This is a genomic window from Bacillus sp. RO1 (assembly GCF_012524115.1).
In the GTDB taxonomy this organism is placed as follows: domain Bacteria; phylum Bacillota; class Bacilli; order Bacillales; family Bacillaceae_I; genus Sutcliffiella_A.
This window is the reverse complement of record NZ_JAAZWB010000070.1, coordinates 45,265-68,539: the sequence shown is the minus strand read 5'-3', so window position 1 is coordinate 68,539 and position 23,275 is coordinate 45,265. Positions and strand designations below refer to the sequence as shown.

At 36.9% G+C, this 23,275-nt stretch carries 13 protein-coding genes, 1 tRNA gene, 1 rRNA gene and 1 riboswitch; of the genes, 5 read left to right on the top strand and 10 right to left on the bottom strand.

Annotation, left to right across the window (positions count from 1 at the left end):
- A 16S ribosomal RNA gene (locus HC179_RS10250) occupies positions 1 to 206 on the bottom strand; the annotation flags it as partial.
- A gap of 406 nt (positions 207 to 612) precedes the next feature.
- A riboswitch (TPP riboswitch) is annotated at positions 613 to 714 on the top strand.
- Between the two features lie 65 nt (positions 715 to 779).
- On the opposite strand from HC179_RS10250, the gene thiT reads away from it, so the two are divergent.
- Both thiT and HC179_RS10240 read left to right on the top strand, forming a co-directional pair.
- Positions 780 to 1,367 (top strand): energy-coupled thiamine transporter ThiT, encoded by a 588-nt coding sequence (gene thiT, locus HC179_RS10245; RefSeq protein ID WP_168864246.1) that lies wholly within the window; start codon positions 780 to 782, stop codon positions 1,365 to 1,367.
- A 100-nt stretch (positions 1,368 to 1,467) separates the two neighbouring features.
- Positions 1,468 to 1,650: a hypothetical protein gene (locus HC179_RS10240; RefSeq protein WP_168864245.1), complete on the top strand. Its 183-nt coding sequence runs from the start codon at positions 1,468 to 1,470 to the stop codon at positions 1,648 to 1,650.
- Between the two features lie 108 nt (positions 1,651 to 1,758).
- Here the strand turns inward: HC179_RS10240 and HC179_RS10235 are convergent, their stop codons facing one another.
- Positions 1,759 to 2,682: a DMT family transporter gene (locus HC179_RS10235; protein ID WP_168864244.1), complete on the bottom strand. Its 924-nt coding sequence runs from the start codon at positions 2,680 to 2,682 to the stop codon at positions 1,759 to 1,761.
- A gap of 127 nt (positions 2,683 to 2,809) precedes the next feature.
- On the opposite strand from HC179_RS10235, the gene HC179_RS10230 reads away from it, so the two are divergent.
- Entirely contained in the window at positions 2,810 to 3,511 is a 702-nt protein-coding gene (locus tag HC179_RS10230; protein ID WP_168864243.1) for an MgtC/SapB family protein, read from the top strand.
- A gap of 60 nt (positions 3,512 to 3,571) precedes the next feature.
- Positions 3,572 to 3,643: transfer RNA gene (locus HC179_RS10225), tRNA-Ala, on the top strand.
- Positions 3,644 to 3,835: 192 nt separating this feature from the next.
- On the opposite strand, the gene HC179_RS10220 is transcribed toward HC179_RS10225, so the two are convergent.
- On the bottom strand, positions 3,836 to 5,065 hold the full coding sequence (locus HC179_RS10220) for a helix-turn-helix domain-containing protein (protein WP_168864242.1): 1,230 nt from the start codon (positions 5,063 to 5,065) through the stop codon (positions 3,836 to 3,838).
- A gap of 224 nt (positions 5,066 to 5,289) precedes the next feature.
- Between HC179_RS10220 and HC179_RS10215 the strand changes: the two genes are divergently transcribed.
- Entirely contained in the window at positions 5,290 to 6,189 is a 900-nt protein-coding gene (locus tag HC179_RS10215) for a LysR family transcriptional regulator (protein WP_168864241.1), read from the top strand.
- Between the two features lie 125 nt (positions 6,190 to 6,314).
- Here the strand turns inward: HC179_RS10215 and HC179_RS21195 are convergent, their stop codons facing one another.
- The 7 genes from HC179_RS21195 to HC179_RS10180 form a co-directional block, all read right to left on the bottom strand.
- Positions 6,315 to 15,071 carry a S8 family serine peptidase gene (locus tag HC179_RS21195; RefSeq protein WP_168864240.1) on the bottom strand — a complete coding sequence of 2,919 codons (8,757 nt, stop codon included), beginning with the start codon at positions 15,069 to 15,071 and terminating at the stop codon, positions 6,315 to 6,317.
- Between the two features lie 1,294 nt (positions 15,072 to 16,365).
- Positions 16,366 to 17,745 (bottom strand): sugar transferase, encoded by a 1,380-nt coding sequence (locus HC179_RS10205; RefSeq protein WP_168864239.1) that lies wholly within the window; start codon positions 17,743 to 17,745, stop codon positions 16,366 to 16,368.
- A gap of 171 nt (positions 17,746 to 17,916) precedes the next feature.
- The gene (locus HC179_RS10200) at positions 17,917 to 19,023 is read right to left on the bottom strand and encodes a glycosyltransferase family 4 protein (protein WP_168864238.1); all 1,107 of its coding nucleotides are present in this window, start codon (positions 19,021 to 19,023) and stop codon (positions 17,917 to 17,919) included.
- A 28-nt stretch (positions 19,024 to 19,051) separates the two neighbouring features.
- The gene (locus HC179_RS10195; protein ID WP_168864237.1) at positions 19,052 to 20,305 is read right to left on the bottom strand and encodes an O-antigen ligase family protein; all 1,254 of its coding nucleotides are present in this window, start codon (positions 20,303 to 20,305) and stop codon (positions 19,052 to 19,054) included.
- Entirely contained in the window at positions 20,298 to 21,767 is a 1,470-nt protein-coding gene (locus HC179_RS10190) for an oligosaccharide flippase family protein (protein ID WP_168864236.1), read from the bottom strand. The genes HC179_RS10195 and HC179_RS10190 overlap by 8 nt, the downstream gene beginning before the upstream one ends.
- A gap of 35 nt (positions 21,768 to 21,802) precedes the next feature.
- Entirely contained in the window at positions 21,803 to 22,432 is a 630-nt protein-coding gene (locus tag HC179_RS10185; protein WP_168864235.1) for a polysaccharide biosynthesis tyrosine autokinase, read from the bottom strand.
- Positions 22,425 to 23,150, bottom strand: coding sequence for a YveK family protein (locus tag HC179_RS10180; RefSeq protein WP_168864234.1), 726 nt, complete (start codon positions 23,148 to 23,150; stop codon positions 22,425 to 22,427). Before HC179_RS10180 ends, HC179_RS10185 begins: the two co-directional genes overlap by 8 nt.
- Positions 23,151 to 23,275 lie beyond the last annotated feature (125 nt).

The window sequence follows — 23,275 nt, the reverse complement described above, 5'->3', positions numbered from 1 at the left end:
ATAAAGAACCAGGAGGTTCCTTATATTATCCGGTATTAGCTCCGGTTTCCCGAAGTTATCCCAGTCTTACAGGCAGGTTGCCCACGTGTTACTCACCCGTCCGCCGCTGACCTTTCAAAAGCAAGCTTTTGAAAGGTCCGCTCGACTTGCATGTATTAGGCACGCCGCCAGCGTTCGTCCTGAGCCAGGATCAAACTCTCCAATAAAGAGTCTGAGCTTTTGCTCAAAAATTTGCTAGCTTGTCTTACTTAAATCATTTTGTCGTGTTCCGTAGAACCGACGTTATGACGCTGTTGTTTTGTTTAGTTTTCAAAGATCATTTTCTTACAAGATTCGCTCAAAAGCGACTTCCTAATCATAACAACTTGTCGTTTTAAAGTCAAGCTGTTTTTTGTTTTTTTGAAGTAGCTTTTTTACATCTTGCCACTGCCCTCGCAGCGACGAGATTAAATATACCACCTCTACAACTATATTGCAATACTTTTTCTAAATATTTTTGATTAATATTCTACTAATGGAATATACACAACATAACACTACTATAATTGTTAACTTAGGAAAAAACTTGTCGTTTACTTGTAGGTTATGTATGATGAAGGAGACAATTTTATTCTTTTCCACGAGGGGAGCCTTAATGGCTGAGAGTGAACATGATGTTCTGACCCTTTGAACCTGTTAGTTAGCACTATCGTAGGGATGTGGCAGATTTATTACTTATTTCTCATTTAAGCAATAAAGGAGCCTCCTTTATTGCTTTTTTTATTTTAAGGAGGATTTTCATGAAGAAGAATAACACATTATTTCTCGTTGAAATGGCCATTTTTGGAGCATTAGGGTATTTACTTGATTTATTGGCCGGGGTTTTGTCACTAAAAATTTGGGCTCAAGGGGGCTCAATATCTATTTCAATGGTCCCAATATTTATCATGGCCTTTCGCTGGGGGATAAAAGGTGGAATATTATCTGGTTTTATACTCGGTCTACTTCAGATAGTAACAGGTACCTTTTGGGGGATTGATCCTGTTCAAATTTTTCTAGATTATATAATAGCATTTGCCTCTCTTGGTTTTGCTGGAGTATTTGCGGGCAAAATTGCGACATCTGCCAAGAATGATGACTTAAAAAAACTTGTACTGTATGTAAGCATTGCCGCATTTTTAGGATGCCTTTTACGATTCTTGGCTCATTATTCTGCCGGAGTCATTTACTTCGACTATTTAGCACCTGAAGGGCAACCGGTATGGCTATATTCCCTACTTTATAACGGTTCCTATATGTTCCCAAGTTTTATAATTTCAACAATTGTAACGGTATTATTGATTAAAACAGTGCCTCGTATATTTACCACTAATAATTCTATCTCTTAAGCTGGCCACATCGGTCAGCTTTTTTATGTGGAAAATTAATAGAATTTTCTACTATAATCTCTCATACAATCTACTAATAAATGAAACAGGGGGATAAGATATGGATCTTGTAAAATACGCAGCATTTTTAGTAGCATTACTCACTTCAATAGGCCTTTTACTTTTTGCATACTTTGAAGGGTTGCGTATAAGTGATAAGGAAGGAAAGGTACGCGGGGAAGGATTCATTGTGAGCTTTTCCCTTGGCATTTTTTTTGCAATGATGGCCATGAGACTCCAATGAATAGTACATATAATAGATAAAAGCCGACAAATTGTCGGCTTTTCGTCTGCCATTATTATTTATAGGTAATTTTTATAGTTACCCGCTTCTTTCCCGATTGTCTAATTCTTATATACATTTTTGATTCTTTTCTTCCTCAGTTACCACCCATTCTACTTGTTTGCTCTTCCGGTTATCTTTTAAAAAATACCCCACACTAAGCATCACAAGCAGCCCTCCTGTTAATTGGGTCCAAGTTACCATTTCATGTAAGATAAAGTAAGCGAGTATTGCTGCCCCGATCGGTTCAAATAGAATACTCATAGAGATAACATTGGTGCTGATGTATTTAACAGCCCAATTAAAGAAAGAATGGCCCAGTAATGTTGGTATAATTGCAAGCAAAAGGAACCAAAACCAATCCATAGAGGTGTACCCTGTAAGAGGTTCTCCTGCAACTAGTACATACAAAAACAAGGTAACACAACTGAAACCATAAACAATAAAGGTATAAGTAATCAAAGATAGTCTTTTTCTGACGTCCTGTCCAAACAATAAGTAAGCCGTTACAAGCGCACAAGCCACCAAAGCGAGTATATCCCCAAATAAAGCCATCCCACTAATCCGGAAATCACCCCAGCTGATAATTACACTCCCTACTATTGCCATCAATCCACTTACAATTGCTTTAATACTTAGCCTTTCTTGGAAAAACAAATAAGTTCCAATGAATGCAAACAAAGGTTGGAGGGTTACGAGCACGGTTGAACTTGCTACACTGGTATAATTTAAAGATTCAAACCATAGAATAAAATGAAACGCTAGGAACACACCTGCCAACACCGAGAAAATCCAATCCCTCTTGGAAATATCCTTTAATTCTCCAACATATTTATATAAAAATATGGGTAGTAGTATTATCACGGAGAATAGTAAGCGATAGAAGGCGACCACTCCAGCAGGGGCATCCGCTAATTTGACAAATATGGCGGATGTAGATACAGAAACTACTCCCACCGCGAGAGCCACGTATGGATTAAACCACTTATTCATTTGCCTTCACCCACACTGTTATTATTTTTAAATAACCTTTCTAACTTTACAGAATATTGCTATAATTTTCTAACAAACATTTTTATTATAGAATATCATATTTTTACTTTTTAAAGGAGGGGCCATTATGGAATTGTTCATGGAATATATCAATGATTACGATTTTATTATTAAACTTATCTTTGCATCAATAGCTGGAATAATTATAGGGTTAGAACGTGAATTGAAGGGCAAACCTCTTGGACTAAAAACCTGCGTCATCGTCTCAGTAATGGCGTGCTTATTGACTATCGTTTCCTATGAATCTGCCTTTCTTTATTCAAAGGAATACTCAAGACCCATGGATCCGGGGCGAATTCCTTCCTATGTTATTAGCGGTATTGGATTTCTTGGCGCAGGGGTAATTCTAAGGAGAAGCAACGAGGCTATTTCAGGGCTGACAACAGCTGCATTGGTATTAGCATCCGCTGCACTTGGAATTACTATTGGAGCAGGATTTTTTATAGAAGGGGCATTCGGTGTCATTTTCATCATTTTGGGTGTGAAGATAATCCCCTCCCTCTTCGATAAGATTGGACCAAAAAAATTGAAGGAAAAAGAAATAAAAGTAAAAATCTTTATTGAGAAAGATATTGACCTGACCATGGTCATGAAGGAGATTCACCACAAAAACCTTGCCATTAAGCGAGTTAAGGTTAAAGAGGAAAAAGATGATATCGTGCTTAATTGCATCATCACCACGAAGAAAAGCGTATATACGACAGATGTATATTATGAGCTAAAATCACTTACTGGTGTCATTCAAGCAGAAGTTGAAAACTTGGACTAAAACTTTTAAAAAAACGTTTGCAAAAGAAAGAATTTTTGATAAAATAAATTCATTCTTACCGGGGCGGTAGTTCAGTGGGAGAATACTTCGCTGGCAGCGAAGGGGTCGTGGGTTCGAATCCCATCCGCTCCATACTCCCAAAACCCTTGCTCAGCAAGGGTTTTTGTCATTTTCCTTTAATTTAATTCTTCTCTATATCCACTTCATCACCAAAAGTTCAAAATCAATATGCTATTAATTTTTTCGAAAATTCCTCTTTCTTCTGTTGGAGGTGTAGATTCTAATAGAATACAGTACTTGGTTTCTTAAAAGTTTACTACACAACTACTTTATGATACTTTTCACAAAGTAATCTGCCATATCCAACGCAATATCGTACCGTTCTGAACTTCTATAATACTCGAACAATTCTCTTTTGGATCGTCGGACTAAATAAATGAAACCATATTTGTCAAACATAGGTAATGCCTTTTCCTGCAAGTATTGATAATATCTTTGTTCATTCGATTTTATTAAATATGAGAGAAGTTTAAATAGATGAATATATAACTTGAGCTTTTTCTGATTGGCAATAGATACTCCTTCCGTAACAAGATCTAATAATATTGGTCTGGAAAGAAGCCCCCCCTCATAACAGCTTCGGATGTAACCCTCAAGGGAAAGCAGATAAGAGCTGGATTCTTTCTCCTTTAGTATCATAGACTCTTTATAATAATTTCTCGCTTGCTCCATATCCCCTAATCTATAGTATTCATAAGCTAAATTATGAGTAACTTTCGCCTTCCTTTCTAAAGATCCACATAACTCAGAACTATGAATTAAGCTTTTAAAGCGATTTATTACATCAAGATTATAGACATTGTCTTGTGCTTGAACAATCATGATTATTTCTGCATCAATGACCCTTAAAAAGAAATTTTTTTCTTCAAAAAATTGACGGGATTTTTGTGCATAAAAATAAGCTAAAACAGGAAGGCGAACGGAGTGATAGGCGATAGCCAAATGGTAATAAAATTCTGGATTGTTATAAATTTCATTTCGGATTGTTTTTAATGTATTAATTGCATTATGATAATCATTGATCGATAGATAGTAAATACCTAATACATGCTTAAGAAGATTTCTCTCATAGCCTGTTAATTGTCTCTCTTTTTTTTGTATTTCTTTGATGAACAAATCAGCAGCTTTTGGCTTGTTTTTAGAAAGCAAATATCTTGCGTAAAGTAGTTTGTATATATAACAATATTCAGAAATGTGGACTAGCTCTTCTTGTTTAAGCTCACAGTGTATTGTATCGATTTCCTCTTTTAATTCCATAACAATCACGTTATGCCAATCCGAAATTCTACTTTTTAATTGATCAAGCTTTTGGATTTTCTCATTCATATTTATTCCTAAGCGATTTGACAATAACTTGATAATATCAGGTGCATATTCGGTTTGTGATCTTTCTATTTTACTTATATGAGTATCTGAACAAATCCCTTTTCCCAATTGCTCTTGAGTGAGTTGATATTTTTCACGGAAATATTTTATGATTTTTCCTTCGTACATGTTTGATTTCCCCTTTTCGTGAGTTTTTTATGATAAGGGAGTTATGAAGTTTATCAAGCTCTTCACTGATATTTTTTAACCTTTCTAGAGTTAGAAAATTGCTATCTACACGAATTGTAAACCATTTCACAATAGTAGTATAATGAATAATCATGAATAGGCATTAAGCTTTACTTAATAATAACCAACTCGTATAAATACATTACTTGCAGTGAGGGGTATAAATGAATTTAGAACAAATGAAATATATGATAGAGATTGCAAGAGAAGGTTCTATTACGAAGGCAGCTGAAAAATTACATTTATCAGCTTCTGCCATTAGCCAATCCATTTCCCAATTAGAGGAGGAATTGGGACTTTCTCTTTTTCATCGCTCAAAAAAAGGAATGAAGCCCACTAAGGAAGGAACGTTATTTATATCTAAATCCTACGATATCGTACAAAAAATTCACGACTTGCAAGTAGAGTTAGAATCACAAAAAAAGGAAGCCGCGAAAGAGTTGCGAATTGCATGCACCCCAACAATGACCTATGTGGTATTTGATGCTTTCTTGTCACTCAATAACTTATATACGGATGTGACGTTCATCATTGAGGAACTAGATCAAGAACAAATTTTACATAAAATAAAAAATGAAGAGGTCGATTTAGCTTTTGCATCTTATCCTCAGGATGAATTAGATTCTTCGACGTATGAAAATGGTATAGGTTATAAATTTATTTTTACTGATTTTTTATGTGTATGCATGAATAAGAATTCATCCAATTCAAAGTTACAGACTATTACACCAAAAGAGTTAGCAAACGAAAAGGTAGTTGTTTATAACTCTGGTTATGTGAAAAATATTAATGAAAAACATTTAATTAATAAAGAATTTTTCATTACTTCCAACAACGTTGAAGTTCTAAAAAACGCAATGATCCATGGACCTGCTGTTTCTCTTGTATTTAATTCTTTCTTAAAAAACACTATTAATGTAAATAGTAAGGAACTAGTAACTGTTCCATTTAAAAATCCTAATATCATCTTTCTAGACTTTTGGTGCCTCTATCCTTTAACAAAAGGAATTTCTAATGTGGCTGAAGCTTTTGAAAGTAAGGTATCAGAACTTGCCACTAAATGATTTGGAATTTCAAACGTTTTAGGTTTAATAAAACGTTCTTAAAAATAAAGGGAGTGCTTCTAAGTTAGAAGCACTCCCTTTAAGTTATTCGTGATATTGTTTCCACCAATTTATCTTGCTTTCCATTAATCAATCAATTTTTGTAATTCCTTCACAACTTCATGATTTACAGCCGCACTGCCACCAAATATTGTAATGCGTTCCATTTTATTTTCTTCCAGGTAAGAAAGTGTAGAAGCTGATACGCTATTTCCTACTAATAATATGGAGCTTTTATGTTTGGCCGCTAAAACAGAGCCCGTTAATGCATCTGCAAAACTTTTTCCAGTGGCTACATAAATATGTTTATTGTCACCGTGAAATTCCTTCGCCACTTCAATATTTGTTTCATAAAGGTTTTTACCACTAATGCGCTTTGCATTTGGTAATTGGTCTAGTACTGCCTCACTGATAACGGCCTTTCCGCCAATGGCAATACTAGTGGAAACACCTAGTTCATCCAGGGCAGCTTGAGTAGCCGTTGGTAGTTTATTCGTGTCTGTCAGTAATATTGGTAGTCCTTCTCTAGCTGCATGAGATGCTACAGATATTGCATCAGGGAAATTCCCCCCATATACAACAATAGCCTTATCGGTTCCCTCTGGTGCTACTTGCTTCGCAATCTTAGAAGCTGTTTCATATAGGTTTTTACCAGCTATTCTTGTTACCTCCAAATCCATGCTTTCTAAAGTTGAAACTACATTATTACTTATCGCTCCAGTACCACCTAAGACAATTACTTCACTGGCATTTAAACGTTGCAGTTCTTCTATGACCTCATCTGGAAGCTCTTTCGTGCTGGTTAATAGAATCGGTGCCCCAAGTTTGTGAGCCAGTGGTGCGCCTGCCAAGGCATCCGCATAATTGTCTGAACGTGCCAGTACGACAACATCTGCTGAAGACCAGCCATTTTTACTTATTTCTACTGCAGTATGGTATTTCGTCTTGCCAAAAATCCGATCAATATTTTCTGTCGAGATATACAGCTTACCTTTTGCTTCTTCAACAGCTCTATTACCTGCGGCATCCGTAATTTCTACTTCGATCATGGCACCTTGAAGATTGATATCTGCCGGCACTTCCCATGTTCCTCTATAGACTCCAGGCTCAATCTCTTCCATCTTTTTACTAGAATTCGATTGGGTGGAGAGCTTTATAGGTAGTTTAATAGAAAACGTTGCTTCTCCGCCTTCCGCTTCACTCCGGAAGGAGACTTCAATCACATCTCCAGGCTGTACATACATGTCAGAAGATGGTTGTACATCACTTATCATTTTCGTCCACTTCGCATATAACGTGATATCTTCCGCCACTTTATCCGTAGCAAAATCCCATGCAAGTGTACATTCAGCATCCTTGTACCAGCCATCAAAGATGTAACCCAATCTTTTTGGAGCGGTTGGAGCTTTAATGGTCATGTTATACTCTGCTGTCTTACTCTCTACTGTTCCGCCACCTTGTGTATCAAACTCTACGTTGAACGTTTGAAGGGCCCATTTGCCATAAAGTGTTTTGGATGAATAGATAGAGTTTGTAAATTCCCAAGGAATGGTACGCGCCTCATCTGCGAACCAAGTCAACTCATAGCCATAAACGGTTGGTTCTGTAATTCTGCGTACTACAATTTGATCTTTTACTCCTTCTTTTACTTCTTCTGGAGCATCACTTGGAAGGACAAATTGTACGTTAATACCTTTAACCACTTTTTGGGTAATAGATATATCTGCATAGTCAGTTGCACTAATATTGATTATGAAATCTCCAGTTTTTGCAAAGAGACTCTTATCCAATGTAATCGTCTGTGCAATCGTATCTACTTTGTATTTCGATACATCTATAGAAGACGCGTTAACTTTAATGCCTGTAATGACTTTTGCCCAGTCAACCTCACTGAATTCAAGTGTCATATCGTTACCCAGAGCATTATCGGTCGAATCTGGTGTTACTAGAGATGTTGCTAGAGCATATTTTGCATAAAGTGTGATTGGCTGCGTCACAACGCTTGTAAAGTCATAAGGTTTTGTTAAAGCTTGATCTGTATACCAGCCGGCAAACTTATAACCAACCAACGCTGGATCTGCAGGTTTACTTACACGTGAATCTACGATTTGAGATGGAACTCCCTCGCCGCCATTTGCTTCAAAGGTTACCAAATAACCGATCACTTGGTCTGTAACGACTACATCCAAATACCCTTCAGAAATAATCACAATATTTACCTTTTGTCCAAATGTAAATAATGAACTATCAAGTGTAATTTCATTGTCCGAGATCCTGTAATCCTTATTGAGAACAAGTTCATCTGATCCAATTTTTACTTGTTTGATATTATTTTTCCAAACTCCATCATCTGTGTAGGATAGGGTAATATCGCTGCCCACGACGTTTGCTAGTGTATCTTTTGAAACGGTAGGAGGAGTTTTAATCCAATTTAGATAGAAGGTCGTGTTATCTTTAATTAGAACTGCTATGTTACTAGCGATTCCTGATGCCATTTCACTTGATCCTTCACTATCAAGGTAAAGGGTTGGACTAACAGCAAGATCTCCATTTTTCACATGACTTGAAGCTAGTAACATATTTGGAGATGTTGCTCTCCCGGCTTGTGCAAATCTATCCTCAAAGAAAGTGTCATCTGGATTATTCAACGTGCCGCCATTTAAGTCAAAGTGAGCTCTATACCCAAGTTTAACATTTGGAATAGATGTCTTTTCTCCTCCAATTGAAGTCAACGTTAATTGATATCCAGTATAAGGTGAAACTTTCGGATATGGTGCTTCACTAAAGGCAAACTCTTCATTAGGATGTGCATCTGCATAGCTTTCTGTAGCTGTTGTAAAGGAAAGTGTTGCACTTCCGTCAGCGTTAGCTACTAGATTATACGTGCTTCGATCCAATGTGTAAGTTGTGGTTACGGAATCAGATGATCCATCATTTTTTATTTTGTAGTACGTTGCCTCAATACTTGCAATACTACTCTTATCCATTAACCAGCTAACATTGGTTTGATAATCTGGAATGGTGATTTCAAGATCCCCTTCACCAAGCACCCAGCCATTGCTAAACTTCTTACCCTCAGGGTTGTTTTTATCAACTGGTGAATAATTTTGTACATACTCCATTTCCCATTTCGCATAAACGGTTTTATCCGCAGTCAATGTAGCATGTTGATTGAACGGAGTCGTACATTCAGGTTCGTCATACCATCCCCGGAAGACATATCCAAGTCTAGTAGGGACAGGTGATGTTTGAGATATAGACCAATCGCTTGATGTCGTTCCATACTTCGTTCTATTTGCTCTGTATCCAACCGCTATAGGATCAAGAGCATCGCCACCTTGCGTATCAAAAGTAAGGCTATATCCAATTGCTTGTGCAGCTGATAAACTATTGTCACCTTTATACGTACCAGCGGTTACCACTGGGTAAATGGTGCCATCAGTACCTGTAGAGCTAATTTCGAATTTGTATTGCTGTGGGAGATCGTTTGCTCCCCCAGGCTCGATCGGTGAAGTATTTAAAACAGGTGTTGCATTTGTCTTAAATATTTCTTTCTTAAATGTTATTTGGCCTGGCTGGCTGATATCGTAATATTTATTACCACTGCCGTCTGTCATATTCGTTATGTCTACACCGTTTTTAAAGTCTTTTGTTTGGACAACGATTTTATTAATTCCATTTCGCCAATTTGCATCATCTGTAAATGTGTAGGTTAAGTCTTTTCCTAAATGCGCTTTTGTTGGATCAATGACTAATGGAATTTCAGGAGTTGGAATAGGTTCTTCTGCAACAGTGAACTGCAGAGATACATCTTGATATCCTGCTGCTTTAATTAAAACCGTGTAATTACCCGCATCCTGGAACAATGACCCATCCAACGTAATTTCTGACGGTACAAATACATAACCTTCAAATACATTAAAATAAATACGTGCAGCTGAGATGGTAACTGCTTTATCTGAAGTACCTGGAATCAATTCATTGATTACATTTTTTCCATTAAGATGAATTTCCGTAATCGCATTTCTCCAAGTGACATCATCTAAAAACACTCTATCAGTTGGAATTAACGTAATATTTGAACCAGTTTGCAATTCTTCTAGCTTTGGAATTGTAGAATCCGTTTTTTGTACTGGACCTGCAAAATTTAGTGCTGCTCTTACCTCGTCCACTCCATCACCGGCTTTTAATTGTACACCATTGACTTTGGTGTCAGCTGTCAGTGTAAGTTGTGGAGTCGGAACAGGCAGACCTGCTTTTATTGCACTTTGATTCTGTTGACCGAAATTTTTGAAAATGAAATAGAAATCATAATAATCAATACCATAACCACCAAAACTTGATGTCGAAACCCAACGGATATCATACTTTCTGTTATCAGGGTTCGTTAGGAATGCCTTTTTATCCGCTGTCGTCGCGAGTTCTTTATAAGCCTCATACCCTTCCACTTCTGCAAGTAGGTCATGCATGTCAATTACGTCGTCACTATTGACGTCTCCACCTATTAACAGAGGCGTAATATGGGACGGCATATCAAAATAAGCTCCTGTTTGATATCCGTGTCTGTTATCGCCTATAACAGGTGTGGTTTTATAGCCCTTAAAGTGTCCTGGCATGAAAATTTCTACGTTATAAGGCTTATCGCTTGCATCCATTGTAACCGCATAAGTGCCGGCTGTATTTCCAAGCCATTCAACGGTGTTCATGCTAGTTGTAGGATTATCGGTTATAAAGGAATTATCATTTGCATCTGTTACCGTAACTTTTGCACCTGATTCTACTGAAACGTTCATGTAAGCACCGCTAAGCGTATTCACTTTGAATCCTTCTGCAAATATACCACCAGAAAGTATAGAAATTGGTTGTTTCAAATATGGCCAGTTTGCCATGAAGGCAGGAACCTTCGTATCTTTACCTGATAATGTTAAACTTGATTTTTTCACTTCAAATTCCCAAGGTCCTGTAAGGGCTTCAGGATTGGTATTTGTCACATCTACTTCTATTATGTTCATATCTTGATTTAGTGCACCAGCAGCATCAATACCAGATATTGTAATATCTATGTTATTTGATGAGCCAATACTTAAATCTAAATATGGATCACTCACTGTTATAGTCGGTGTAATCCCTTTGCTATCTAAATATTGTTTATATTCATCTGAAAGTCGAACATTACTGAATTCGTACACTTTATTATCATTAAGAGTAAACGTACCACCTGTCATGCCCATACCATTTTTCGTTGCGATTGTTGCTTTAAACGCTTTATTCGGTTCCACTACAACCTTACCTTGACTTTCAAGTTCTGAGTCAACACCACCTGAAGATGTAAGCGTTACATATGGTGAACCTTTTTTGATAAAATAAAAGCGTTGCTGTGAATAGATATCTCCAGCCCCAGAATAGTCAGCTGCATACATCCGAACCACACTACCATGACGGGTAATGTCCTCAGGGGCAAGTCCAAATTGAAAACGACCATTCGCATCTGGTTTGAAAGAATGAGTTGGGTAAATCTGATCTTGGTAAGCCCAAACCGTATTCAGACTTTGGTCTGCAGGCACAAATTTAGTAGAATCACTAAGATCTGGTACCGAAGTATCACCATTATTTTTCATGACCTCGATATTTGAATCGTAGACAGTACCATAAAATCTCTTAATCTCTTGACCTGGTTGATAGCCTGCAGGGTCGATTTCATAAATTCCTGGTTGTGAATCTGGATCCATTGTAAGAGTTGGCACATGATAGTCAACATAAATTGTATCTTCATCTCTATATTGGTTACCCGCAGCATCGATTGCAACCATCTCGACTGAATAGGCACCATGTTTGGCAACAGCTACCTCTGTTGCAAGTCCGGATTGATCCAGTGATCCGTTATACGGCTTTGTAAATGGAAGATATCTTCCGCTTATAAGCATTGGGTTTCTAGTGTAAATAACACCTGGATTCTTATGACTGATTCCAGATTCATTTTGAACGATTCCTAAATAATTTCCTTCATTGTCTTTTAACAACAGATACATACTTTCCATTTGACTATTGACAGTGTATCGATAGCCTAATCCAGGCGCACCACCATTTGGATTAAAGTAACCTGAATCTCTAAATAAAACTGTCGTTGACTTGATGTCTGCAACAAAATCAATCCCTTTTTCTGCGATTGAAATGGTGAAAGGAATGCGATAAGACTCGGTTGAGTCGGAAGCATTTACAAGATAAATATACCCTTCATAAGTGCCTTCCATAGCATTTGATGGAATCGTAATGCTTGCTGTTGCTTTAACTGTACTAGCTCCGTCTACCTGAATGCTTGTCCTATTGTCATTATTAACGGAAACATCAACTTTCACATCATTTCCTGTTCCAGGACCTACTTCATTTGATTCAGCAAATTTTGTTGAAATAAATGTTGTACTCACATTAAAGGTCTTACTGCTAGTTCCTTGATTGATTATGTTAAAGTCTTTAGATGATACTACATCATCAGATCCATCGGTTGCGCCTTCTCCCCTACCTTTAAATCCGAAGAAAATGCTTCCTCTAATATCATCAATTTGTTTCATTATAGGGTCATTCTCATAAATATATCTTGGGTCATCATAATGATTTGCTTTGTCTAATACTTGGATTTTCACATCCGCTTTTATTGCTCGAGCAGGATCAACACGTCCAGCTCCAACTTGGTATACACTATACGTCGTTGATTCTGTGTTAACATCCTTCGCCGTGTTCATTAAAGCTGTTTTAATATCTGCCGGTTTATAATCCGGATTAGCAGCTAAAACCAAAGCGGCAATCCCTGTGACATGTGGTGCTGCCATAGACGTACCGGACATTGATTGATAAGCATACGTATAATCATGTGGTTGACCTTCCTGAGGCTCCCATGTATCAAATGGCATGGTGGAAATAATGTCAACACCAGGTGCAATAACGTCTGGCTTTATATCATAGTTATTAACCGGACCTGTAGAACTAAAGCCAGCCAATTCATCCGCTTGTTTCATGATTGGTGTATCTAGTGTAGATGGGAAAGTAATGGTTGTTTCTTTACTTGGATTATTGGCAATCACATCTAAAAGAGCTTGGCCTTGTGATTGTGTCAATGAAACGGCATAAATATTGTCCATGCTTGTGCCTAAGAAAGCAGAAATATAACCTTGGTTTTCTTCATCTGCGGCATTATTCCAAATAATCATTCCCTCTGCGCCAGCAGCCTTGGCATTACCCATCTTTTCTGTCAATGTGAACCCTCCACGTTTCACGAGGGCAATTTTCCCTGACAAATCCTTTCCATTGTAATTTGATGGTTTCCCTAAACCAACATCTACTATAGAAAATGTCTTTCCTGCAAATGCATCATCACTGTGTGTAAAACTTTTACCAAATAAACGAACTTGGTAAGGAGTTGTACCATTTTTAATCGTCATTACCGGTATCTCAACTGGAATCGTACTGGCACCAATTGTTATAGCTAGCGCTGCAGTTCCCGGAGAACCTACAGTGGCCGGACTTGGCCCTGCATTTCCTGCTGATACAACACATGTAACCCCAGTTAATGTAGCATTGTTAATGGCGATACTTGTTGGGTATAATGGGTCATTATTAAGTGAACCAAGAGAAAGATTGATGACTTGCATCCCATCTTTCACTGCTTGATCAATACCATTCAAGATAGCGTCCGCAAAACCTATTCCACCTGGACCAAGCACACGATAGCCATGAAGCTCCACATCTGGTGCAACACCATTAGCTGAATAGATTAGGTTGTTATCTGTAGTATTTGCAGCAACTGTCCCTGAAACGTGTGTTCCATGCGCTGTAATATAATTTTTATAATCCGGTGTCGCCGGATATAGTACTGATGATGGATTTTCCTTCGCATGCAGCCAGTCTGAGTAAATCGTTTCCATCGGGTCATTGTCATCACTGAATACGACAGTACCATCTGAATTGACCACTGCATTAATAAAGTCATGTCCACCATATCGTTTTCCGTTTTCATCGTGTGTTACTTTGTATAAATCAGGGTGATTGTAGTCAATACCAGTATCTAATACACCGACCTTCACTTTCTCCCCTGCATTAGGACCTGATTTAATAATTCCTGTATGTCCTTCTGCTTGAAGCTTATCAAGACCCAATAATTTAAGCCCTGACGTAGGTTTACCTGCCATACCACTTGTCTGTGCAGCATCTGCTGTGTTAGTTAGTTGTGGAACTTCAAATGTTTCTGAAGTCCAAATCGATGCAACATTTTCAAACTCTGCAATACTTGTAACGAGGTTTGCAGGTAGTGATAACGCAACACCATTGAATGCTTCGGAGAATTCTCTCGTAATACTCATACTATTGTTAATAGTTTGTCCGCCAATGATTTGCGTTTTGGGCTGCGAATTTACAAAGCTTTTAAATTGTTTGTGAGATTCTTCCACCCTTTTTTCTGCTTCAGCATAATCTGTAGCAAACTCTTGGTTATTGACAGTAGCTCCACCATTTGCTAATGCTTGTTTAATCATTTGGATTTTAGCTGGATCCACTGTAAATTGAACGATTACATTCAAATTTTTTGAACTACGCAGATCACTAGGATCCACATGGATTTTTTTCGCATTTTCTGCTCCAGTGAGCTTATTGATGTTTGCTTTTTGTTCAGAAGTAAGACCGGCAAGAATACGGTTTACTTCTTCTGCATTAAAAGTTTCGTCTGATGTTTGATTCTGATTATCAGATGCTGTATTGGCTAGTGTTAAATTTGGCAACGCAATGTTAATAAACATTGCAATCAATAATAATATAGATAACACTCTCCTGGTTTGTCTCTTTCTCTTACTCATTTTTCCCCTCCTATGAAAATATAATATTAAGTTGCTGGCAAAATCCTAAAACCTTTGGTTCAAGATTAAACCTGCTATATCATAAGGATTTTCCTCTCATATAATTGTGAGGAGACCTTAATGAACAAAATTCCAAACTCCTATTTATTAGCTGAAAAGTATCACCAAAAAGTTTTGATAAAGAATAGAATTGGAAATTACATACACTTAATGAATTTATTTTTTTGCGTTTGGAGATACTTGTCTAAAAAAGAAGAATTAATTAACTTTAAATAACATTCTGTATTTTCTCTGTTTTTTATTGTACTGGTAATCTATTTCGAAGTGTATTGTGGGAATTCAATGCATAGTAATCAAAAAACGAGAATTTTTTAAGCTATATAAATCTAGAAAACTCTATATTTTCTTCAATTTCATTTTGTTTTTTAGGAAATATAAATTGGGGGAATTAGATAAACTGAATAAAAAAAAGCCTAGTTAGATAGGGGTATATAGTTTTGTAAAAAATTCCATTGGGGATTTCACATAGTTTTCAGGAAGAATTGTGAAAAATTTGTCGTTTATATTAAACAAAAACAACGATTGCGAACAGAATAGAAAAACGAATAATGGGGAAATTAGGGGAAACCTTCCTTATAGGAGAAAAGAGGGGGCTGTAATGAAAGCTGACCGTTCTTTGGACAGCAATGAGAATTCACTGGCAGCGAAGGGGTCGTGGGTTCGAATCCCATCCGCTCCATACTTAGGGCTGGGACAAAAGTGTTTTAGTCTAAATAAAACCCGAACTAATTTAAAATCTTATATTAGTTCGGGTCTTTTTTCGTTTAAAAGATACATTTATTTTTTGGGTTGCACCAGCTGTTAATTGGAGCAAAAGGCGAATACTCCTGAGGGAGATAGCGGTAGCTTGAGACCCCGCAGCGGGGCGAGGAGGCTCAAGCACCGCCCCTAGGAAAGCGAAGCCATTTGTGGAGATCAACAGCGGTATTTAGAGCCAATACCTATGACACCTAAATTGTTCGTCTTTTATTAGGCTTCTTTAGTTTTGTCCCAGCCTCTTTCCTTTGCCATTAAACCGTTTATGGACTATCAACTTCTCTCTAAGGCGCCTTTAACTTTTGGGTTTCCACATTTTCCTTTTTTCAATCATAATTTTTTTATAGAAACCTAAATTGTTCTGAAATGCTTTTTGACTGCATGAACGGAATAGTTTACCAAGGTTATTTGTTTGCCATTTATCATAACTTTCTAATAATGCAATGAACTCTCCATTAGCTGCATTTTCTCATTTAATTCAATTGTGCTTGGCAATCGTAATACCACGGTAATTGGTTTTACGTTCTACTTCAGCATTCATTACACCCTTTGCTTGATCTCTTTGTAAGACTACGCGAATGGTTTGCATCAATATTCTTATATCAATGGTAAAGGAGCAACTTCTTACATACATAAGGTCATATCGAAGTTTTTCCTCAACTGACGTACCGTAATTTGCAGAAATCTGTGCAAGGCCAGTGATTCCAGGTTTGACGTCAAAACGTTTCATGTAATCAGGAACTTCCTTTTTAAATTGCTTTACAAAGAAAGGTCTTTCTGGTCTCGGTCCAATCAGACTCATTTCACCTTTTATAACGTTTAACAATTGAGGTAGTTCATCAAACCTGATAGCCCGTAAAACCCTTCCTATTGTTGTAATACGTGGATCTTTTTCTAATGCCAGTACTGGTCCAGTATTTTTTTCGGCATCTTCTACCATGCTTCTAAATTTCACTATTTGAAATGGCTTCTCATTCAATCCAACTCTTTCCTGCTTAAAAAAAGCTGGTCCTTTTGAAGTGAGTGGAATGAGAAAATATAGAGCAATCATTACTGGACTTAAAACGATAAGCAAAACCATGGAAATAACTATATCCATAGTCCGTTTCACTACTTGATGTATTCCGTTGAAGTTGTTAGAAGGAATAGAAAATACCATCATGTCATTTACCTGTTGAATTTCTGCCTCTTTTAATGCAAAATCAAACATTCGGGGCACAATCAGCACTTCTTTTCCGTATCTTATACACAGGTTCGTGACACTAGATTGCATACTTCTCTCCACTTCCGAGCTGAGAATTACTACATCCGCTTGTTTTAAATACTTCTTGATAGAGCCCCTATGTTGGGTCGTGACAATGTCCATAACTTGGAACCAACCTTTATGATGGTGGTGAAATTTTTCTGCTATTGTATGACCATCCATATTGGACTTTGAAACTACTAATACATTTTTCATACCATGTCTAAATCTTGCTAAATGCCACATTGCTAATCTTGCTGTTACAATAAAAATAAACTGAAAAAAAGAAGCGAATAATACTAGGTGGACGGTGGAAGTCCAAGAAAGTAAAAGACCAATAAAGAAAGATGTTACTGTGAATAACGCCAATGCGAGAAAAATACTACATACTAAGTTAGTTGAACTTTTTCTCTTCCAGCTTCCATAGAGGTCAAACATATAGAAGGTGAGAAGGCCTATCAAAGTTAGCGTTAGAAAAACACTTGAGTTTGCCTCCAATCGGGCAATTGGGTAGGGGACAAACCAAGCCGTAAGATAATATCCCGTTAATATAAAGGATAAATCCATCCCAATCATGAAGGATTTCTCTAATCGTTTACTGAAATGGTTACTCATTTCACTAAACTCCTTTCTTTACTTCCGTTAGTATCTGTAAAGTTAATATTCATACACCTTATCAATACAAATCATTCTTAATTAAGAACAGGGAGGTCTGAAAACCCCTATCCTATTCCCTTTACCTGCTAGAATTTCAACATGCACTTTTCTGCACCTCCTTTCCTAGTTTTAAAAGGGTTTATGCATTTTCTTATCACTGGTGGTGTTTCCTTTCTTCTCATTTAAAACTAATAAATATTCATTCAAAGTAAGTTGAATCATTTTCTGTAATGAAAAAGCTGTTTCCACTTTTTTTCTCGCCTCTTTAATAAATTGCAGTCTTTTTAAATCATTGGAAAGTAATTCCTCTATCTTACAGCTGAATTCTCGTTTTGAATGCTCTTGAAGTAAGTAGCCGTTTTTATCATTTTCAATTGCTTCATTTATCCCACCTCTATTAATAGAAATGATAGGGGTGCCAACTGCCATTGATTCAAGTACCACCATAGGAAAAACCTCTCTATGGGAAGTGACTAATAATACATCCATGTCTTTAAGAAATCTTTCAGGTGTATGAACGGCACCTATCATTTGAACTTTGTCCTCTATCCCTAGTTTAATTATTTGTTGCTGTATTGATTGATAGTCAGGACCATCACCAGCGATGTAAAAAATCAGGTCAGGGTGATGGAGGCAAGCTTCTGCCACTTCTAGAAAAAAACCTTGATTTTTTTCCTTCGAGATTCGGGCCAAAATACCAACTTTTTTGGGAATTTGATTTTTCTTCCGCTGAAAAGCAAATTGTTGAAGATCTACCCCATTGTAAATCGTCTTAATTTTTCTGCTATCTATTGCCAAATCAATTAACTGAAACTTTTCAAAATCACTTACAGTAATTATTCTTTTTATGAATCTGTTCAATATCTTTCTAAAAACTAATGGGAGATATTTTTCTAACTGCGTTACATTGTGTTTGGTGTAGAAAATATGGAGCCTTTCTTTCATAAACCATTTTAGTACCAATCCATAAAAGACCATCCTTAAACTATTTGCATGATAGATTCCAATACTGTTCTCCCTTATTATTCTTTTCAATACCCATAGGTTGTGTAGGTGGTTTTTTCTAGAAAGATTACTAAATTTCTTTTTGTTTTGAAGGTTAACGCATAGTTCACCCTCTGCCGCAGCGTAGTAAAAATCAATTTCCGGATGAGAGAGTTCATTTTCCAACTTGCAAAAATAATTCTCTGCACCTCCCATATCAAGCTTATCTGTTACAACTAGGACATTCATCATACACACCTCCCTTAACTTATGGAAACAGCTAACTGATTTGTTTATGAATATTTGAATATGGATCATTACTTAATCTTGTAATGCTTTTCTCTTTATGTTGTTGAATGGAATGAAGGAAAGTTGAAAGGATGGCAATATACATAAAAAACATATCGTTGATAATGACAGACAAAAACATCATCTGCAGCACAAAACCAATATACGTTAAGAATAAATACTGTCGTACCCTATGGACATTGAACCTCCATAGCTGTATAAACACCAAATAGATAAATATTAGAAAAAAAGTAATACCGACAAGACCGGATTCAGATAGAATATCCAAAAAAGTATTATGGACCGTCAGTGTGTCGTTATGGTAGAAAAAATTATACTCTGAGAAATTGAATGCCCCGATTCCAAAAATCATATTATCAGCGAAAAACGTCCAGGCGCGTTCCCATAATTCAAACCTGCCGCTTCCACCATCATTTGAAAAGTCTTCAAATCTAGCATTTACGATTTCTAACAAACCGAACTTCAATTGTACTGTTACAACATATACCAAGAAACTCAACGATAATATGGTACCGACAGCTATTTTCATCTGTTTTACAGGTTTATTTAACACAAGGTAAACGACAAACATAATAACTAATGCAACTATTCCGCCCCTTGAAAATGTTAATAAATTGGTTGCGATACAAAGTAAAAGACCTACCCTGTTTTTCCATGAGTTAGGATGACATAAATAATAGGCAAAGAATATCGTGTTATAAAACACAAAAAAGTTAGGATCTTCCAATAAGCCAATCAATCTTGGATAACTCCTATCAAACAGGACACCTAATACCGTCACACTTTCCTCTTCGAATTCAAAATTTGCACTTCTTAGTCCTAAAACATATAAGATGAGGCTTGCAGTATTGAAAAATATCCCTGTATTGGCTATTCCTTTTTCCACCACATTTATATTGGAATAACTTAGGATTGATTTCATAATGAAATAACACGTCAGATATAAAGTAGTACCAAGCAAAATTCTCAGACTTGAATCTGCATGAAGCGCAAATACCCCAGAAAAACAATAAGTGAGATAAAATAAAAGCATGGCCACTTCAAAGGATTGCAGTCGTTGAAAATAAAAGGAGGACAGATGGAAAAAGATGAATAAAAGCAAAAAGATCATGTATGGCTTTAATGAAAAGCCTAATGATATGCCGTAATTAGCCAACGTTACAAGCAATATCATGAAAAATATGGAGAGATGATACCTCTGCGGTTTCTGCAATACATTATCCATTTCCCATCCCCCTTTCTTTCTCATTTCCATTGACCAATTTATTCTGTATGGCTCTTTTTACAAGAGATAAAAACTTCTCCTTCAATTCCCTATCAAATAAGATAAATAAAAGTAAACTGCTTAAATGCATAGTCATGGCAAGTATTGGATGTGGTTGTAAGAAATATTCCAACAGAAGGAAAGTTGCTACAAAAAAAGTCAGGTATGGTACAAGAACACTTTTCGCCACCAACCATTTTTCAGATAGTAAAATCCAGAATCCAATAAGAGTGATAACTTCTATCGTTAAACCCGCCACTGCTGCTCCAATCAAGCCGTAATGATTGCTATTAAATGTATAGAGGAAAATACCGATGATCAATGCAATCAACTGGACAGAGGTACGAAATATTTGGCGTGAGCTAGTAGTCAGGCCATCAGCTAACGAAATATTAATAGCTTGTAGCGTCAATAAGATGGATAGAACTTTTAATGGAATGGCTGCTTCTAGCCAACTCTCTCCAAACAGTAGAGAAATGATGGATGAAGATAGGTAATAAAACGGAATGGTCATCGTTATTCCAATCAGTGCCATAATTTTTGTTTGGGTTATTAACAAAGCTAAATGCTCTTTCAGTTGTTTATGGTTAAAATAACGGAATAATACTGGATAGTAAGCTCCAGCCACGATAAAGGGAATCTGTTGCAAGGCTTGGGGAATGCGATATGCCACAGCAAACAGCCCTACTTCCTGAAGGGTAAGCGTTCTCTCTAATACGAGTGGACCTAGATGCGGCAATAGGACAAACAATAAACCTCCAAGTGTGAACGAACCAAGTTTATGAAGTAGTCCCTTATGAAACTTCCCTTTCCAAACTATTCTCATATTTTTGCAAAGTAACCACATTCCTATCACTCCCGCAGCCAGATAGGAACAACCATACAAAAAAGAGATCGTGATAGGACTTAATGAAAAAAACATCCCAATTATTATGGTGGATAAGAGACAAACAGCTGAAGTTATCCGGATTATTCCACAGTACTGCATTTTCTCCTTTAATTGAAAAAAAGTAATACCAATACTTTGCATAGCAACTCCAGTTACCATGGGAATTACCAGACAATAAGCTGTTACAATTAATTCAGTGTTTTTAGAGTGCACACTCTCAATTATTATGAAACCAATGATGAAAGTGATTATTAACAAACTTGCACGCATTTTCACATAGGATGAAATGACAGTGGTCACATCCACCCCCTCAACAGACCCTTCCCTTAATACAATTGCACTTAATCCCGCATCCGTGAAGTATGCCATGATCATCGCGAACGCCAATACCACACTGAATAATCCATAGTTATAGGATTGAAGGTAATAAGCAAGTAAGATAAGTGAGCCTGCATTCAGAGTACTGGTGAGGGCGGTGCTGTAGAATAAATGAAAGATATTGGTCGAAATGGAGTTTCCTTTGCTTGATTTCATTTATATGTGCCCCTTATAGTCACAGCTTCCCATATTTAAGCTGTTTGATAGATCACACCAACAATTTTTTTGTTTGCTCTTTCTAGATAGTGCTTTGTTTGAAGTGCGTCATCCTTTTTGGTGCTGTGTTCTTTCATTACAAGAATAACTCCGTCACATTTCCTAGATAGAATATGGGCATCGGACGACTTAAGGAAAGATGGAGTTTCTAACAGGATGACATCGAAAAATTGACTCCATTCCGTCATCTGTACTTCCGCTTTATTCAACAACCCTGTATGAGAAACACTATCTATAGAAGTACCTGCAGGAAGAAGAAACAGATTAGGGGTAGAGGTGATTTTGGCATATAGGTTGATACTCCCCTTTTCATTGATGACGTCTACTAACCCGCTTGAATTGTAAATATTGAAATATTTATGAAGGGAAGGCCTCCTTAAGTTAGCATCTACCAAAAGCACTTTCTTTCCAAGTTCGGCAAAAGAGATTGCCAATTTTGCAGATATCAAAGCCTTTTGTTCTTCCAAATTGGGAGACGTTATTGTCAAAAAGACACTTTCCTTCTGCAATTCATCCTCTATATTTGTGCGAATGATCCGGATCTGGTCGGTACTAATCATGTTTTCCTTTAATGACAGCCTTTTTCCCCATCTATTACTAAACACGTACTTCCCTCCTGTTTTTCGATTTCACGTTTTTTTTCGTACGGCCACTTTCATCCAATACTATTGGTATCCGATTCTTTTGCTTTAAATTGATGGTTCCTAGAACTGGTAAGCCAATCATTTCCTCTACTTCCTTGGAGTTTTTGATGGCATCATCAAGGTCTTCACGAAGAATTGCCATTCCGACTCCGAAAAAGATGCTTACGACAATGCCTATTCCAAAGTTCAAAGCAACGCTACCAACTTCCTCAGGTTCTATATCCGTGGCATTCAATACTTGAATATCTGCTACATTGAAGGAGTCCATCATGAACGTCACAGCTGTTGAGGAGATATTATGCGCAATTTCCTTAGCCATTTCCGGATCGTTATCTCTTACCACCACATTGATAATTTGGGAGTTTTTGTTATTTTGTAAAGAAACCTCTTCTTCAAGGTCTGTTGTGATGTTCATATTATTTTTTACTTCATTTAATACAATTGGACTTTTTAACAGGTCCATTGTCGATGCCAGTAACATATTAATTTCTCCTTGCGCCCCTCCTTCTCTCTCCAGTTTTCCCACAAGGATGGTGGAGGTTGCTTCATAGGTAGGTTTAATTAAGAATAGAGAAGCTACCGCTGTGAGTAAAAAAAGGCAAAGGAACGTTATCAAAATGGTTTTGAGTCTGCGTCTTAAAACTTGGATGAATTTTTTTATATTCATTCTCTCGTCCATAGTTTCCTCCTTTAATAACTAACTACTAAGTTTTATTCGTTATAAAGAACATAATGTTTAAAAAAAATAAATTATTTAAAGTACACTTATAATTCCCCTCTTTTTCTTCCACTCCTGTTCTTTAT

What these genes read in the sequence shown, in the direction of transcription:
- HC179_RS10195 (WP_168864237.1), bottom strand. Translation starts at nt 20,305, where the DNA reads ATGGATAATGTATTGCAGAAACCGCAGAGGTATCATCTCTCCATATTT.
- HC179_RS10180 (WP_168864234.1), bottom strand. Translation starts at nt 23,150, where the DNA reads ATGGACGAGAGAATGAATATAAAAAAATTCATCCAAGTTTTAAGACGC.
- HC179_RS10235 (WP_168864244.1), bottom strand. Translation starts at nt 2,682, where the DNA reads ATGAATAAGTGGTTTAATCCATACGTGGCTCTCGCGGTGGGAGTAGTT.
- HC179_RS10220 (WP_168864242.1), bottom strand. Translation starts at nt 5,065, where the DNA reads ATGTACGAAGGAAAAATCATAAAATATTTCCGTGAAAAATATCAACTC.
- HC179_RS10205 (WP_168864239.1), bottom strand. Translation starts at nt 17,745, where the DNA reads ATGAGTAACCATTTCAGTAAACGATTAGAGAAATCCTTCATGATTGGG.
- thiT (WP_168864246.1), top strand. Translation starts at nt 780, where the DNA reads ATGAAGAAGAATAACACATTATTTCTCGTTGAAATGGCCATTTTTGGA.
- HC179_RS10240 (WP_168864245.1), top strand. Translation starts at nt 1,468, where the DNA reads ATGGATCTTGTAAAATACGCAGCATTTTTAGTAGCATTACTCACTTCA.
- HC179_RS21195 (WP_168864240.1), bottom strand. Translation starts at nt 15,071, where the DNA reads ATGAGTAAGAGAAAGAGACAAACCAGGAGAGTGTTATCTATATTATTA.
- HC179_RS10230 (WP_168864243.1), top strand. Translation starts at nt 2,810, where the DNA reads ATGGAATTGTTCATGGAATATATCAATGATTACGATTTTATTATTAAA.
- HC179_RS10190 (WP_168864236.1), bottom strand. Translation starts at nt 21,767, where the DNA reads ATGAAATCAAGCAAAGGAAACTCCATTTCGACCAATATCTTTCATTTA.
- HC179_RS10200 (WP_168864238.1), bottom strand. Translation starts at nt 19,023, where the DNA reads ATGATGAATGTCCTAGTTGTAACAGATAAGCTTGATATGGGAGGTGCA.
- HC179_RS10215 (WP_168864241.1), top strand. Translation starts at nt 5,290, where the DNA reads ATGAATTTAGAACAAATGAAATATATGATAGAGATTGCAAGAGAAGGT.